Here is a 15,770-nt window from a genome sequence, read left to right on the forward strand (position 1 = left end):
GGGCGGGGTGCCTGCGGGCGCCCCGCCCGCCGGCGTGTCCGCGGCCGTCCCGCCCTCGGGTGGGAGGGCTCCGGGCCTGGTCGCGGGCGCTCCACGACCCCAGGGCCGGGCCGGACCGCCAGGGGTAGCCTTGCCCGGGTGAGCACCTGTGCGACCCTCTCGCGTGAACTTTCGGAGCCGTTGACCGCGACGGCGGCGGTGGCGACCACCTGGCTGCTGCTGGAGCAGAACGGCCCCTGGGGCGCGAAGGCCCTGGGCGAGAGCCACCTGGACGGGGCGGTCGGCCGCGCGCTGGAGGCCGCCGCCGCGGGTACCGGCGTACGGGTCGCCCTGATCCGGCGGCCCGGCCGGCACGCGGACTGCCTGCCGACGGCGCGGCACGAGGTGGTGGTGGCGCACGCGGTGCCGGGCCGGGGCTGGGTGCGCCGGGCGCAGGTGGCGGATCCGGCGGAGCTGCTGGAGCTGGACTTCGCGGCGCTGGGCGCCGGTGACCACAAGGGTTTCGGGCTGGAGCACGTCGGCGGTCCGCTGGCGCTGGTGTGCACCAACGGACGCCGGGACCGCTGCTGCGCGCTGCTGGGCCGTCCGCTGGCGGCGGAGCTGGCGGCGGCCGGGCACAGCGAGGTGTGGGAGGTCACCCACCTGGGCGGGCACCGCTTCGCCCCCACGATGCTGGTGCTGCCATACGGCTACGCGTACGGGCGGCTGACGCCGGAGAGCGCCAAGGAGGTGCTGGCCGCGACGGCGGCCGGGCACATGGTGCCGGAGTGGTCGCGGGGCTGCTCGGGCTGGGAGCGGCCGGGCCAGGCGGCCGAGCACGCGGTGCGGCTGGCGATCGGCGAGACCGGGGTGGACGCGCTGACCGTGACGCAGCGGCCGGACGGCCCGGGCCGCTGGCTGGTGGGGGTGATCCACCGGGACGGCCGGGCCTGGGAGGTGGACGTGATCGAGTCGGTGAGCGAGCCGGCGCGTCCGGAGAGCTGCGGCAAGGCGGCGGGGACGCCGTCGCGGATGGACGTGCTCTCCGTACGGGGGATCTGAGCAGCACGGCGGCCCCGCGCCCGTGGGGGTGGGCGCGGGACCGCCGCGGGCGGTGGGATCAGCCGGCCGCCTTGCCGACGAACTCCGTGGTGTACGTCCTGGACAGGTCGATCGTCCCCTCCTTGCCCTTGACGTCCGGGTGGAAGGCGGCGAGCACCGCGAGCACGGTCCTGGGCCCGTCGGCGGGCATCACCCCGTCGGTGGTGAACATCGGCAGGGTGGACTTGATGGCCGCCGCGTACTGCTCGGCGCCGCCCTGCGCGTAGTCGGCGGGCATCTTCGCGGCGATCTCCGCGGGGCTGTGGGTGGACATCCACTTGAGGGTCTTCACGAAGGCGTTGGTGAGCTTCTGGGTGGTGTCCTTGTTCTTCTCGACCCACTCGGTGCTCATGTAGAGCGAGGAGGACGGGTAGAGCCCGCCGAGTGCCTGGCGCGAGCCCTCGGGGGTGCGCATGTCGTAGAGGATCTTGCCGAGGCCCTTGTCGAGGACGGTGGCGACGGTCGGGTCGGTGGTCATCCCGGCGTCGATGCTGCCCTGCTGGAGGGCGGCGATGAAGGTCTGGCCGGCGCCGACCGCGATTGGGCTGAAGTCGCTGACGGAGGCGCCGTTCTTGACCGCGAGGTACTTGGTGAGGAAGTCGGTGGAGGAGCCGATGCTGGTGACGCCGAGCTTCCTGCCCTTGAAGTCGGCGCCGGACCTGATGGCGTCGGCCTGCTTGGTGGAGACCAGTTCGACCTCACCGGGGGCCTGGGCGAACTGGACCACGGACTCGACGTGCTTGCCCTTGGCCTGGAGGTCGATGGTGTGGTCGTAGAAGCCGACGGCGCCCTGGACGTCGCCGGCCAGCAGTGCGGTGGTGGCGTTGACGCCGGCCGGTTCGGTGAGCAGTTCGACGTTGACGCCGGCCTCGGCGAAGTAGCCGAGCCGCTGGGTGAGCATCGCGGGCAGGTAGATGACCTTGTCCAGGCCGCCGACCATGATCTTGACCTTGGGGCCGTCGACCTGCTGCCCGGCCGGGGCGGCGCCGTGGGCGGAGGTGGCGGCGTCGTTGGCGCAGCCGGTGAGCGGGAGCAGCAGGGCGGCAGCGGCGAGGGCGGCGGCAACGGATCTGCGCATCGTGGGGGAACCTCTCGGTACGTACGGGCGGGGGGAGTTCAGCGGCCGTCGCCCGCGTCGGCGGGCTTCCAGCGGAAGAGCCGCTTCTCGGCGAAGGTCAGCAGCCCCTCGGTGAGCAGCGCGACGACGGCGAGGATGGTCATGGCGGCGTACACCCCGGCCGCGTTGAAGGTGCCCTGGGCGGCGGCGACCAGCAGGCCGAGGCCCTTGGTGGCGCCGATGTACTCGCCGACGATCGCGCCGATCAGCGCGAAGCCGAAGCTGACGTGGAGGCTGGTGAAGATCCAGGTGGTGGCGGCGGGGATGACCACCTGGAGGGTGACCCTGCGGTTGTCGGCGCCCAGGATGCGGGCGTTGGCGACCAGGTTGCGGTCGACCTCGCGGGCGCCCTGGAAGGCGTTGAAGAACACCGGGAAGAACACCAGGACCACCGCGGAGGCGACCTTGGAGGCCGGGCCGAGGCCGAACCAGATCAGGAAGATCGGGGCGAGCACGATCCGCGGGATGGCGTTGAGGACCTTGATGTACGGTCCGAACACGTCGGCCAGGAAGCGGATCCGGCCGAGCGCGATGCCCAGCAGCACGCCGCCGACCACGCCGATCACCCAGCCGGTGAGGGCCTCGTACAGGGTGTAGCCGATCTGCTCGCCGAGCGAGCCCTGGGCGGTGCCGTGCGTGGTCCACTGCCAGATCTGGTCCCAGATCCTGGACGGCTGCGAGAAGTTGAACGGGTCGATGACCTCGGTGCGGGCGCACACCTCCCACAGGCCGAGGAAGGCGACCAGCACCCCGATCCGGGCCGCGTAGACGGTCAACTTCCGGTTGCGGGCGGCCCGTTCGCGGGCCTCGGTCCTGGTGGTGGCGGCCGGGGGCGTCCCGGCGGCGGTCGAAGCGGTCTCGGACGCGGTCTCAAGCGGCACGACCCGCTCCTCTCTCCCGGGTGATGCGCACCTCTTCGCCGAGCGAGGCCCAGATCTCGCGGTACAGCTCGACGAACCTCGGTTCCAGCCGGACGGCCTCCACGGTGCGCGGTCGCGGCAGGTCGACGGTGAAGACCTCCTTGACGGTGGCCGGGCCGGCCGTCATCACGACGACCCGGTCGGCGAGCGCGATGGCCTCGTCCAGGTCGTGGGTGACGAACACGACCGAGGAGCCCGTACCGGCCCACAGCTCCAGCAGCTGGTCGGACATCAGGGCGCGGGTCTGCACGTCCAGCGCCGAGAACGGCTCGTCCATCAGCAGGATGGCCGGGTCGTTGACGAAGGTCTGGGCGAGCGCCACGCGCTTGCGCATGCCGCCGGACAGCTGGTGCGGGTAGCGGTCCTCGAAGGCGGCCAGGCCCACCCGGCCCAGCCAGTCCCGGGCCCGCTCCCTCGCCTCGGCGGCGGGCACGCCGCGGAAGCGCGGCCCGGCCATCACGTTGGACAGCACGGTGCGCCAGGGGAAGACGGCGTCCTGCTGGAAGACGAACCCGACCTGGGGGTCGATCCCGCGCACGGGCTCGCCGTACACCCGGACCTCGCCCTCGGTGGGCTCCTCCAGGCCGCTGACCAGGGTCAACGTGGTGGACTTGCCGCAGCCGGTGGGGCCGACGACGGCGACGAACTCGCCCTGGGCGACGGTCAGATCGAGATCACGGACGGCGGTGTGCAGCGCACCGGAGGGGGTGCGGAAGCGTTTCGTCGCGCCGGTCAGCTCGATCGCCGGGGTATCGGTCATTCATTCCTCCCGGGTCAGTGCTTGCCCCGGAAAGGTAGGAGCGGGCCCGGCCCCGGCGGGAGCCTTCTCCGCGTAGTGCGACTTCTCCGCATTGAGGGGTGTTCTGCTCCTTTTGCTTCCGCTACAACTGCGGGAACGTGGCTGACAGAAACACGTCGGAAACATAAGGTGTCCCGACCGCGCCCCTGCCGGACCCCGCCCCCGTGTCCGCGGGCCCCGTCACACCCAGCCGCCGAGAGGAGGCCCGGATGAAGCTCCCCCACTGGCCCCGCCGGGTCTTCGCCCAGCTCCTGCTGAGCCAGACCGTCGTCACCGTCGGCGTCACCGCCCTGACCGCCGGGCTGTTCCTGGCCCCGGTCAGCAGCGAACTGGACCACGACGCCATGCAGCGGGCGCTGTCCATCGCCCAGGCCACCGCCACCGACGAGGCCATCGCCCGGGCCGCCGACACCCGCGACGTCGTCACCGCGCAGCGCAACGCCGAGCAGATCCGGCTCGCCACCGGCGCCAGCTTCGTCGTGGTCACCGACCTGGACGGCATCCGCCTCTCGCACACCGACCCGGGCCGGATCGGCCAGCGGGTGAGCACCGACCCGGAGCCGGCGCTGGCCGGCCGCAGCGTCACCGCGATCCAGCAGGGCACCCTGGGCCGCACCGCCCGCGGCAAGGTGCCGCTGCGGATGGCGGACGGCCGGATCGTCGGCGAGGTGTCGGTCGGCATCAGCGACGACTCGATCCGCCGCCGGCTGCTCAAGATGCTCACCGGCATCCTGCTGTGCGCCGCCGCCGGCCTGAGCGCCGGCACCGTCGCCACCCTGGTCCTGGCCCGCCGGCTCAAGCGCCGCACCCACAACATCGCGCTGGCCGACATCTCCGCCCTGCTGGTCGAACGTGAGGCGATGCTGCACGGCATCCGCGAGGGCCTGGTCGCGCTGGACGAACGGGGCCGGATCCGGCTGGCCAACGACGAGGCCCTGCGGCTGCTCGACCTGCCCGGGGACTGCACCGGCCACCCGATCGCCGCGGTGCTGCCGCCGGGCCGGCTGGCCGACGTGCTGACCGGGCGGATCACCGGCACCGACCTGCCGGCCGTCCGGGACGACCGGGTGCTGGTGGTGAACCGGACGACCACCGCCGAGGGCGCCGTGGTGACGCTGCGCGACCGCACCGAGCTGGAGTCGCTGGTCCGCGAGCTGGACACCACCCGCAGCCTCACCGAGGCGCTGCGCGCCCAGGACCACGAGCACGCCAACCGGATGCACACCCTGCTCGGCCTGCTCGAACTCGGCCGCCACGAGCAGGCGATGGCCTTCATCTCGGAGCAGTCCGGTTCGCACGCCGTGGTCGCCGCGCGGATCGCCGAACAGGTGCAGGACCCGCACGTGGCGGCGCTGCTGGCGGGCAAGACGGCGGTGGCCGGCGAACGCGGGGTGCGGCTGGTGCTCGCCCCCGCGGCGCACCTGCCGGACGCGGTGGTGGACGCCCGGGCGCTGGTGACGGTGCTCGGCAACCTGATCGACAACGCGGTGGACGCCCTGGTGCCCGGCGGGGGCGGGCGGCTGGAGGTGACGCTGGCGGCGGCCGGCTCCACCCTGCTGCTCCAGGTCGCGGACAGCGGCCCGGGCGTGCCCGAGGAGCTGCGCGAGCAGGTCTTCGAGGAGGGGTGGACCAGCAAGGACGCGCCCGCGCACCGTCCGCGCGGGCTGGGCCTGGCGATGGTGCGGCGGCTGGTCGAACGGACCGGCGGCCGGATCGTGCTCGACACCGGCCCGCTCGGCGGCGCCCGGTTCACCGTCGAGCTGCCCGAGGCCCTGCTCACCACTCAGCTCGTGGAGGCCTGATGATCGACGTACTCGTGGTGGACGACGACTTCCGGGTCGCGGACGTGCACGCCGCCTACGTGGCCAAGGTGCCGGGCTTCCGGGTCACCGGCACCGCCCACTCGGCCGGGGAGGCCCTGGCCGCGCTGGAGCGCCGCCCGGTGGACCTCCTGCTGCTCGACCACCACCTGCCGGACGAGACCGGCCTGGCGCTGGTCCGCCGACTGCGGGACCGCCAGGTGGCCTGCGACGTGATGATGGTGACCGCCGCCCGGGACGTCTCCACCGTGCACGCCGCGATGCAGCACGGCGCCCTGCAGTACCTGGTCAAGCCGTTCACCTTCGCCGGGCTGCGGGACAAGCTGGTCTCCTACGCCCAGCTGCGGCACGCGCTGGCCGCCCCGGCCCGGGAGGCCGGCCAGGACGAGGTGGACCGGCTGTTCGCCACCCTGCGCAGCGCCGCCGCGCCCGCCGGAACGCTGCCGAAGGGCCACTCGGCGCCCACCACCGACCTGGTGCTGGGCGTCCTGCGCCGGGCGGGGCGGCCGCTGTCCGCCCAGGAGGTCGCCGACGCCACCGGGCTGAGCCGCTCGACCGCCCAGCGCTACCTCAAGCAGCTGGAACGGGACAGCCGGCTGCGGCTGACCCTGCGCTACGGCGACACCGGCCGCCCCGAGCACCGCTACGGGCTGGCCGTCCGGGCCTGACCGCACCCGGACGCCCCGACACCCCGGCGCACGACGGACCCCCGACCGGCCCGGGAACGGCGGAACCCCGGCGGGCCCAGGTCCGCCGGGGTTCCGTCTGGTCACCCGGGATTCCCGGGTCACGGCGGTTACGCCGCGCCCGCACCGGTGAGGGCCCGCACCTCCAGCTCGGCGAAGCGGTCCGGATCCGCCGGTTCGGGAGAGGTGAGCGTCCCGATCCAGCCCGCCAGGAAGCCGAGCGGGATGGAGACGATCCCGGGGTTCTCCAGCGGGAACCAGTGGAAGTCGACACCGGGGAACAGCGCCACCTTCGAACCGGAGACCACCGGCGAGAAGAACACCAGCACGATCGCCGGAACGAGCCCGCCGTACACCGACCAGACCGCGCCCCGGGCGGTGAACCGCGACCAGAACAGGCTGTACAACAGCACCGGCAGGTTCGAGGAGGCGGCCACCGCGAAGGCCAGGCCGACCAGGAAGGCGACGTTCAGCTGCTGGGCGTAGAGGCTGATCACGATCGCCGCCGCGCCGATCCCGCCGGCCGCGAACCGGGCCACCACCACCTCCTGCTGCTCGCTCGGCTTCTCCGCGGTGCGCTCCGTGCCGCGCCGGCCCGGCCGGTTCCGCCAGGCGCCGGCCCAGATGTCGTGGGCGAAGGCGGCGGAGGAGGCCAGGGTCAGCCCGGCGACCACGGCGAGGATGGTGGCGAAGGCGATCGCCGAGATCAGCGCGAACAGCACCACCCCGCCGGTGCTGCCGTTGCCGCCGCCGAGCACCAGGGCGAGCAGCGGGACGGCGGTGTTCCCGGCCGCGTTGGCGTGCCGCACCTCCGCGGAGCCGACCAGCGCGGTGGCGCCCAGGCCGAGCGCGATGGCCATCAGGTAGAAGCCGCCGACCAGGCCGATCGCCCACATCGTGGAGCGGCGGGCGGCCCGTGCGGTGGGCACCGTGTAGAAGCGGGACAGGATGTGCGGCAGCCCGGCGGTGCCGAGCACCAGGGCCAAGCCCAGGCTGAAGAAGTCCAGCCGGCTGGTGAAGGTGGCGCCGTACTTGAGCCCGGGTTCGAGGTAGCGCTGACCGGCGCCGCTGTGCCGGGCGGCCTGGCGCATCAGCTCGAACAGGTCGCCGTGGAAGCGGAGCACCAGCAGCACGGTGAGCAGCACCGATCCGGCGATCAGCAGGAAGGCCTTGACGATCTGGATCCAGGTGGTGGCCCGCATCCCGCCGATGGTGACGTAGACGATCATCAGCGCGCCGACCGCGATGATCGTCCAGGTCCGGGCCTGGGCGCTGTTGGTGCCGAGCAGCAGGGCGACCAGCGAGCCCGCGCCGACCATCTGGGCGACCAGGTAGAGCAGGGTGACCACGACGCTGGCGCCACCGGCCGCCGCCCGTACCCTGCGGCGGCGCAGCCGCAGCGCGAGCACGTCGGCGAGGGTGTACCGGCCCGCGTTGCGGACGAGTTCGGCGACCAGCATCAGCACGACCAGCCAGGCGACCAGGAAGCCGATGCTGTAGAGCACGCCGTCGTAGCCGTACAGGGCGATCAGCCCGGCGACGCCGAGGAAGGAGGCGGCGGACAGGTAGTCGCCGGAGAGCGCGAAGCCGTTCTGCAGCGGGGTGAAGTCGCGTCCGCCGGCGTAGAAGTCCTCGGCGGCGCTGCCCTGGCGGCCGACCCAGAGGGTGATCCCCAGGGTGACCAGGACGATCACGGCGAACAGCACGATCGCCAGGCCGTGGTGCTGGCCGGCCGGGGCGACGGGGGGCGGGGTGGCGGTGGTCAGCACGCCGGTGGTGGCGGTCATCGCAGCTGGTCCTGGGTGTCCCAGCGCAGGCCCAGGGCGGCGCGGTCGCGCTTGGTCCGGGCGTTGCGGGCATAGAGCCAGGTGAGCAGGAAGGTGGAGGCGAACTGGAGCAGGCCCAGCACCCAGGCCACGTTGAGCGGGCCGGCCACCGGGCTGCGCATCACGCCGGGCGCGGCGGCCTCGGCGGCGACGTACATCAGGTACCAGCCGAGGAAGGCGCCGCTGGTCGGGAAGACGAACGAGCGGTAGCTGCGGCGGATGTCCTGGAAGGCCGCACTGGCCTGGACGCTCCGGTAGACCTCGGTGCTGTCGGTGGTGCTCACCGCCGCTGCCGGCGCCTGCGGCACCACGGGCGGGGCCGACGGCGCGGCCACGGCCGGTACCAGCGGCGGTACGGCGGGTGGCGCGACCGGCCGCGCGGCGACGGGCGGGGCGGGCGGCGCGGCCACCGGCTCGGGAGCGGCGGCCGACCGGGCGGCGGCCGGACGGGTGGGAACCGGCTGGCCCGGTACGGCCGTTCGGCGGGGGGCGGCAGTCGGCTCGGACGCAGTGGCGGCGGCCGCCGGAGCGGCCCACCAGTCGAATCGCTGCCCCTGGCCGGGACTGCTGGTCTGCTGCTGTGGCACTGCTGCTCCTGGGCGCGGGCCGGGCGTTCTGACCCGAACCATCATGGAGCCCGCCGGACACCGTCCCTGACCATCGCAGATACGTTCACTCAATGAGGTGATCGATCATCTGACGGACACTCATCCGACTACTGCTGCGTACCGGTGATTCCGTGCCGGAAGGCGTACGCGACCGCCTGCGCCCGGTCCCGCACCGCGGTCTTGGCGAACAGGTTGTTGATGTGCGTCTTCACCGTCGCCTGGCTGACGAACAGCCGCTGGGCGATCTCCGCGTTGGAGAGCCCCTCGGCGATCAGCGCGAGCACCTCGGCCTCCCGCACCGTCAACCCGTCCGGCAGCTCGCCGCCCCTGGCGGCCGACCGCTCCGGGCTCGGCGCGCCCGGCGCGCTCGGCGTCGCGGACTTCGCCGGCCCCTCCGAAAGCCGCTCCAGCAAACGGAGTTGGACCTGAGGGGAGAGTCCGGCCGCACCCGCGCGGACGTCCGCGATGGCCTTGGCGATCTGCTCGCCCCCGGCGTCCTTGGTGAGGTAGCCGCGCGCCCCGGCCTGCAGCGCCGGGAACAGCGACTCGTCGTCGGCGTAGGTGGTGAGCACCACGACCTCGGTCCCCGGGTGGGCGGCCCGGATCCGCCGGGTCGCCTCGACGCCGTCCATCCGCGGCATCCGCAGGTCCATCAGCACCACGTCCGGGTGGTGCCGCTCCACCAGGGTGACGGCCTCCTCGCCGTCCGCCGCCGCGCCGACCACCTCGATGCCGGGCAGCAGGCCCAGGAGCATCACGATGCCCTCGCGCACCACCGTCTGGTCGTCCGCCACCAGCACCCTGATGGCCCCGCCGTTCATGCCGGCACCCGCAGCAACACCCGCCACCCTCCGTCCTCCGGACCCGCCAGCAGGGCGCCGCCGAGCAGTTCCGCGCGTTCGCGCATCCCCAGCAGACCGTACCCGCTGCCGCTCCCGGCCAGCTCACCGTCGGACAGCTCACCGTCGGACAGCTCACCCGTCGACTGGCCGCGCGGTGCCCGGGTGTTGCGCACCTCCAGCTCCACCACGCCGTCCAGGTAGCGCAGTTCGACCGAGCAGCGGGCGCCCGGCGCGTGCTTGCGGACGTTGGTCACCGCCTCCTGCGCCGTGCGCCGCACCGCCAGCCCGGCCTCGGCGGCCAGCGGCCGGGGCGTCCCGGTCACGGTGAGCGCGGCCCGCTCGCGCTCGGCCAGCTCCACCAGGAACTCCCCGACCGGGGTGAGCTCCCCGCGCAGCGCCGACAGCGCCTGCCGGGTCTCGACCAGCCCGTCCTGGGCCATCCGCCGGGCGGCCACGACCCGCTCGCGGACCTGCGCGCGGTCCGCCCCGGCGTCCAGCATCAGCCGGGCCGCCTCCAGGTGGACCAGCTGCGCGGAGAGGCTGTGGGCCAGCACGTCGTGGATCTCCCGGGCGATCCGGGCCCGTTCGGCGAGCGCCGCGCTCTCCGCCTCGGCGGCCCGGACGGCGCGCTCCTGGACCAGCAGCCGACGGGCGGTGCCGCGGGCCTCGATGTCCAGCCGCAGCAGGAAGCCGACCAGCAGCGAACCCCCGACGGTGGCGGCCACGCTGAGCCAACTCGCCGGGGAGGCCGCCGTGTACGAGGCCAGCGCGGCCGCCGCGGTGAGCAGTGCGGGCGCGGGCGGCAGCCGGATCAGGGCCGTGACGGCCAGCCCGATCCAGAGGAAGTCGGCCAGCGTGTAGGCCAGTCCCCGGTTGGCGAGCCAGCCAGCGCCGATCAGGGCCGCGGCCAGCAGGTAGGAGGCCGCCGGGTGCTGTTCCCGGGTGACCCGCAGGTACACCGCGCAGAGGGCGACGGCCGCGACCAGCCCGGCCGCCGCGACCGCCACCGCCCAGCCGGCGTACTTGCCGCCGGAGAAGGTCCCCCATCCGATGACGACCAGCAGGACGACCCGGCCGAACAGGGTGAGGACCCGCCGCGGTCGGCTCTCGGCCTCGCGCTCCAGCCCCTCCCGGGACTGCCAGCGGGTCCAGTACCACCCGGGCAAGGCTGCCTCCTCGGTGCTCACGGCGGCGGATCAGTTCAGTACGGCGGTGGCCCGCGCGGGCTCCAGCGACCGGGCCCTCCAGTTGACCACGAGCGAGCGGACCAGCAGCAGGACCGCCATGCCGAGCATCAGCGAGCTGCCCGCCTGGTGGACGCCCAGGGCCGAGCCGGCCGCGTACAGGCCGATCCGGACGACGATCATGCCGCCCCAGGCGGCCAGGGTGGCCTTGGTGCCCTTGACCATGACGTTGCCGTCGGCGGCCCGCCAGATCCGGACGGTCCAGCCCCAGACCGTCCCCATCGCGAGGGTGGTGACCAGCCCGGCGGCGAGCAGGACGCCCGACAGCACGGTGTGCTGGTGGTCGATGACCTGCGGGTCGCGCAGCGCGAGCACGCCCAGGACCAGCGGGAGCAGCCAGAAGCGGCGTTCGGTGTCCAGTCGCTGGACGCGCATCTGGCGTCCGACGACCAGAACCACCACCGCGGCGATCACGAGGAGGTTGGCGAGGGATCCCATCGGATTCTCCGTCCCGGGAGAGGCGTGTTGCTGACCTCTCCGACGCTACGGATCCGGCGCTCCCCGCTGATCGGAGCCGGGGTGGACCCCGGGTGGAACCGACGGCGCGGGGGCCCTCCACCCGTGGGTGGAGGGCCCCCGTCGTCCGGCCGCGTCAGGCGTCGATGCGCGAGCGGTCCAGGGTGGCCGCCGAGTCCACGATGAACTCCTTGCGCGGGGCGACGTCGTTGCCCATCAGCAGGTCGAAGATCTTCTCGGCCTGCTCCAGGTCGCCCAGGTTGATCCGGCGCAGGGTGCGGTGGCGCGGGTCCATGGTGGTCTCGGCCAGCTGGTCGGCGTCCATCTCACCCAGACCCTTGTACCGCTGCACCGGCTCCTTCCAGCGCTGCCCCTTGCGCTGGAACTCCAGCAGGGTGGAGCGCAGCTCGGCGTCGGAGTAGGTGTAGTGGTACTTCTCCTGGCCGCGCTTGGGGTTGGTGAGCTCGATCCGGTGCAGCGGCGGGACGGCGGCGAAGACCCGGCCCTGCTCGACCATCGGCCGCATGTAGCGGTGGAAGAGGGTCAGCAGCAAGGTGCGGATGTGCGAGCCGTCGACGTCGGCGTCGGCCATGAAGATCACCCGGCCGTACCGGGCCTGGTCGATGTCGAAGGTGCGGCCCGAGCCGGCCCCTATCACCTGGATGATCGCGGCGCACTCGGCGTTCTTGAGCATGTCGCTCACCGAGGCCTTCTGCACGTTGAGGATCTTGCCGCGGATCGGCAGCAGCGCCTGGAACTCGGAGTTGCGGGCGAGCTTGGCGGTGCCGAGCGCGGAGTCGCCCTCGACGATGAACAGTTCGCTGCGGTCGACGTCGTCGCTGCGGCAGTCGGCCAGCTTGGCGGGCAGCGAGCTGGTCTCCAGCGCGGTCTTGCGGCGCTGGGCCTCCTTGTGCTGCCGGGCGGCGACCCGGGTGCGGGCGGCGGCGACGACCTTCTCCAGCACGGCCCGGGCCTGCTGCTTCTGGTCCTTCTTGGCCGAGGTGAGGAAGGCCTTGAGCTCCTTGGCGACGACGGCCGCGACGATCCGGTTGGCCGCCGAGGTGCCGAGCACCTCCTTGGTCTGGCCCTCGAACTGCGGCTCGGCGAGCCGGACGGTGACCACGGCGGTGAGGCCCTCGGTGGCGTCGTCCTTGGTGATGTCGTCCTCGGCGACGCGCAGCAGCTTGGCGCCGCGCAGCGCCTCGTTGACGGTCTTGGCCAGCGAGCGCTCGAAGCCGGTGACGTGGGTGCCGCCCTTGGGGGTGGCGATGATGTTGACGAAGGAGCGCAGGGTGGTGTCGTAACCGGTGCCCCAGCGCAGCGCGATGTCCACGCCGAGGTGGCGGGTCACCTCGGTGGGGGTCATGTGGCCGAGCTCGTCCAGGACCGGCACGGTCTCCTTGAAGGTGCCCTCGCCCTGCAGCCGCACCACGTCGCTGACCGGCTTGTCGGGGGCCAGGAACTCGCAGAACTCGGCGATGCCGCCGTCGTAGTGGAAGACCGACTCCTCGACCTGCTCGCTCTCGGTGAGCCGCTCGTCACGCACGACGATGGTCAGGCCGGGGACGAGGAAGGCCGTCTGCCGGGCGCGGTTGTGCAGGTTCTCCAGGGAGAGCTTGGCGTCCTTGAGGAAGATCTGCCGGTCGGCCCAGTAGCGGATCCGGGTGCCGGTGCGGGTCTTGGGCACCTTGCGGGTCCTGGTGGTGCCGTTGGCGGGCTCGAAGGGCGCGTCCGGGCTGGCCTCGGTGAAGATGCCGGGGGTGCCGCGGCGGAAGCTGATCGCGTGGGTGTGGCCGCCGCGGTCGACCTCGACGTCCAGCCGCGCGGAGAGCGCGTTGACGACCGAGGCACCGACGCCGTGCAGACCGCCGGAGGCCGCGTACGAGCCGCCGCCGAACTTGCCGCCCGCGTGCAGCTTGGTCATCACGACCTCGACGCCGGACAGCCCGGTCTTGGGCTCGACGTCCACCGGGATGCCGCGGCCGTTGTCGCGGACCTCCACCGAGGAGTCCGGGTGCAGCAGCACCTCGATCCGGTCGCAGTAGCCGCCCAGCGCCTCGTCCACCGAGTTGTCGATGATCTCCCAGAGGCAGTGCATCAGGCCGCGGCTGTCGGTGGAGCCGATGTACATGCCGGGTCGCTTGCGGACGGCCTCCAGGCCCTCCAGGACGAGCAGGTGCCGCGCGGTGTAGTTGGAACCGTCGTCGCCGGCCAGCAGCGCGGACGGCACGGTCGTTTCGGCACTCACGCGGCACTCTCCTCGGTGAAGTTCTGTCTCATCGGTCACATCCGGACGCATCCGGACCAACCGCCAGTGCAGCACGCCGCACCGACAGTCGTCGCTCTGTGTGCTCGCGCCCCTGCGACGGGTGCACAGCACGGCGGGCCGGCCCCGCGCAGCTTGTACGCGCTGCGCGAACAAGGACCGCGCCCGGGTGTGGGCCCCGGGGGCGCCATCTCCTCCCGGTACCACCGGTCCTGGCGGATCGTGGGGTCCGGCACAGGCTCCGGAACTGCCGTTATGCAGGCTACCCGGGCCCGGGACGGGGCTTATGCTCCAACCCGGCAGAGGATTATGCTACGCGGACCTCGAACCCCGTCCCGATCGGACGTTCGAGCGCAGGGCGGATCCCGGGATTCGGCACGCATGAACCACCGACGCCCGGGGCACCTCCTCATCAACACAGCAGAATCCTCAGAGAAGAAAAGCCACGAGCGGGAACGTTTTCGGCCTGGTTGGATGTTGACCCTGGTACGACAGCTCGTCGAGCTAGAGAAGAGGCGACGTGACTACTGTTCTGACACCTGCGAGCCCGCTCACCGCGGCTGACCGCTGCGACCGATGCGGCGCCCAGGCCTACCTGCGCGTCGTACTCGCCAGCGGCGGAGAGCTGCTCTTCTGCGCCCACCACGGCCGGAAGTTCGAGCCCGAGCTCAAGAAGATCGCCGTGGAGATACAGGACGAGAGCGGCCGTCTCAGCACCGGCACCACCGCGGCGGCCACCGACGAGGAGCGCTGATCCCAGGCGCCACCACCAGCAGCCGGCGTCGAGCTGTGTCCGGCCGCGCACCGCGCGCGACCGGGGAGCCGGGTGGTCGACCCCTTCGGGGGCCGACCACCCGGCTTCGCTGTTCTCCCGACCGTTCCCCCTCGTTCGCCGCCGCCCGGACCACGGGGCGCCCCGGCCCCGGCCGAAACGGCGTCAGAACGTCACCGACCCATCACCCTCGGCGATGATCAGAGCGCGGAGCGCACCGCGTCCGTGACCGAGGACACCCTGGTGTAGACCCCGGGGTGGGCCGCCTCGGCGCAGCCCGTCCCCCAGGAGACCAGCCCGACCAGTCGGCCGGCCACGATCAGCGGGCCGCCGCTGTCGCCCTGGCAGGCGTCCTTGCCGCCCTTCTCCTCGCCCGCGCAGACCATGCCGCGGGCGTCGAACTTGCCCTCCGGCCCGCCCGGGTAGGCGTGGGCGCAGGTCTGGTCCGCGACGATCGGCACGTCCACCCGGCGCAGCACCGGCGAGTAGTCACCCCGCCCGCTGGTGTCGCCCCAGCCGTAGACCTGCGCCGCCGTCCCGGCCGCGTACGGCGCGCTCTCGCCCTGGCCGACCAGCTCGACCACCGGCCGTGAGCCCTGCGACGCGTCCAGGGTGAGCACCGCGACGTCGTTCATGTTCGCGGCGAAGTTGTAGTCGGGGTGGATCCAGATCCGCTGGACGGCCACCTCGTGGCCGGCCGAGCCGCGCATGTCGTCCCGGCCGACGATCACCTTGAGCCCCGGGCGGTCCACCCGGCCCTTGGCCTCGTCGTAGAAGCAGTGCGCGGCCGTCACCACCTTGGTCGGGGTGACCAGCGCGCCCCCGCAGAACTGGCCGGAGCGCCCGCTGCCGAACTGCTGGCGGCTGGCCAGCGCCACGATCCACGGGTGGTCGGCGGTGCTCACGGTGGCGCCCCCGACGACCCGGCGCTGCGCCTCCGCCGGGCCGGCCGCACCGAGCGCCGCCAGCGGCACCGGTACGGCGGCGAGCACTGCCAGCAGTGCGCCCCGTCGCCGCAGGCGGCGGCCGGTCCGGGCGGCGGCCGGGGCGGCGGCCGGAACTGCGGCCGGGGCGACGGCCCGGTCGCTCCGGCGCGGGACGGGGGTCGGCAGATCGGCTCGGTCCGGGACGGTCAGCACCGTGACTCCACAAGGCTCGGCAGCAGGCAACCGGCACAGCGTAGGTGATCGACTACACTGGGCGACCACTTCCCGAGGTGCCGCCACCCGGACGAGCGACAAGCGCCACCCGGACGCTGACGCACCGCCCCCGAACGGCCCGAAGGCCCGGAACCGTGGGGTTCCGGGCCTTCGTCACATACTGTCGCCGGTCGA

14 protein-coding genes are annotated in these 15,770 nt (G+C 73.1%); 4 read left to right on the plus strand and 10 right to left on the minus strand.

What is annotated here, in order from left to right; genetic code table 11:
* Positions 1–138: 138 nt before the first annotated feature.
* Positions 139–1,041 carry a sucrase ferredoxin gene (locus tag ACIQWA_RS35080; RefSeq protein ID WP_402489631.1) on the plus strand — a complete coding sequence of 301 codons (903 nt, stop codon included), beginning with the start codon at positions 139–141 and terminating at the stop codon, positions 1,039–1,041.
* Between the two features lie 58 nt (positions 1,042–1,099).
* Here ACIQWA_RS35080 and ACIQWA_RS35085 read toward each other — a convergent pair whose 3' ends face one another.
* The 3 genes from ACIQWA_RS35085 to ACIQWA_RS35095 are packed head-to-tail and all read right to left on the minus strand — an operon-like array spanning position 1,100 to position 3,877.
* Entirely contained in the window at positions 1,100–2,158 is a 1,059-nt protein-coding gene (locus ACIQWA_RS35085; protein ID WP_402489634.1) for an ABC transporter substrate-binding protein, read from the minus strand.
* Between the two features lie 38 nt (positions 2,159–2,196).
* Complete coding sequence (locus ACIQWA_RS35090) at positions 2,197–3,078, minus strand: ABC transporter permease (protein ID WP_402489637.1); 882 nt, start codon at positions 3,076–3,078, stop codon at positions 2,197–2,199.
* A complete protein-coding gene (locus ACIQWA_RS35095; RefSeq protein WP_360237582.1) occupies positions 3,068–3,877 on the minus strand; it encodes an ABC transporter ATP-binding protein in 810 nt (269 codons plus the stop codon). Before ACIQWA_RS35095 ends, ACIQWA_RS35090 begins: the two co-directional genes overlap by 11 nt.
* A 248-nt stretch (positions 3,878–4,125) precedes the next feature.
* Between ACIQWA_RS35095 and ACIQWA_RS35100 the strand changes: the two genes are divergently transcribed.
* Positions 4,126–5,718, plus strand: a complete 1,593-nt coding sequence (locus ACIQWA_RS35100; RefSeq protein ID WP_402489640.1) for an ATP-binding protein — start codon at positions 4,126–4,128, stop codon at positions 5,716–5,718.
* Positions 5,718–6,404 (plus strand): response regulator, encoded by a 687-nt coding sequence (locus tag ACIQWA_RS35105; protein ID WP_360237578.1) that lies wholly within the window; start codon positions 5,718–5,720, stop codon positions 6,402–6,404. Before ACIQWA_RS35100 ends, ACIQWA_RS35105 begins: the two co-directional genes overlap by 1 nt.
* A gap of 128 nt (positions 6,405–6,532) precedes the next feature.
* Here the strand turns inward: ACIQWA_RS35105 and ACIQWA_RS35110 are convergent, their stop codons facing one another.
* The 6 genes from ACIQWA_RS35110 to ACIQWA_RS35135 form a co-directional block, all read right to left on the minus strand.
* On the minus strand, positions 6,533–8,209 hold the full coding sequence (locus ACIQWA_RS35110) for a cation acetate symporter (protein WP_402489643.1): 1,677 nt from the start codon (positions 8,207–8,209) through the stop codon (positions 6,533–6,535).
* Positions 8,206–8,835, minus strand: coding sequence for a DUF485 domain-containing protein (locus ACIQWA_RS35115; RefSeq protein WP_402489646.1), 630 nt, complete (start codon positions 8,833–8,835; stop codon positions 8,206–8,208). Before ACIQWA_RS35115 ends, ACIQWA_RS35110 begins: the two co-directional genes overlap by 4 nt.
* A gap of 128 nt (positions 8,836–8,963) precedes the next feature.
* The gene (locus tag ACIQWA_RS35120) at positions 8,964–9,677 is read right to left on the minus strand and encodes a response regulator (protein ID WP_402489649.1); all 714 of its coding nucleotides are present in this window, start codon (positions 9,675–9,677) and stop codon (positions 8,964–8,966) included.
* Positions 9,674–10,864, minus strand: a complete 1,191-nt coding sequence (locus ACIQWA_RS35125) for a sensor histidine kinase (RefSeq protein WP_402489652.1) — start codon at positions 10,862–10,864, stop codon at positions 9,674–9,676. Before ACIQWA_RS35125 ends, ACIQWA_RS35120 begins: the two co-directional genes overlap by 4 nt.
* Before the next feature lie 30 nt (positions 10,865–10,894).
* Positions 10,895–11,380, minus strand: a complete 486-nt coding sequence (locus ACIQWA_RS35130) for a DUF1453 domain-containing protein (RefSeq protein WP_402489655.1) — start codon at positions 11,378–11,380, stop codon at positions 10,895–10,897.
* Between the two features lie 154 nt (positions 11,381–11,534).
* A complete protein-coding gene (locus ACIQWA_RS35135; protein WP_360237565.1) occupies positions 11,535–13,646 on the minus strand; it encodes a DNA topoisomerase IV subunit B in 2,112 nt (703 codons plus the stop codon).
* A 538-nt stretch (positions 13,647–14,184) separates the two neighbouring features.
* Between ACIQWA_RS35135 and ACIQWA_RS35140 the strand changes: the two genes are divergently transcribed.
* Entirely contained in the window at positions 14,185–14,418 is a 234-nt protein-coding gene (locus ACIQWA_RS35140) for a hypothetical protein (RefSeq protein ID WP_360237563.1), read from the plus strand.
* Positions 14,419–14,636: 218 nt separating this feature from the next.
* Here the strand turns inward: ACIQWA_RS35140 and ACIQWA_RS35145 are convergent, their stop codons facing one another.
* Positions 14,637–15,575, minus strand: a complete 939-nt coding sequence (locus tag ACIQWA_RS35145; RefSeq protein WP_402489658.1) for a S1 family peptidase — start codon at positions 15,573–15,575, stop codon at positions 14,637–14,639.
* Positions 15,576–15,770 lie beyond the last annotated feature (195 nt).

The organism is Kitasatospora sp. NPDC098652 (genome assembly GCF_044760155.1).
Taxonomy (GTDB): domain Bacteria; phylum Actinomycetota; class Actinomycetes; order Streptomycetales; family Streptomycetaceae; genus Kitasatospora.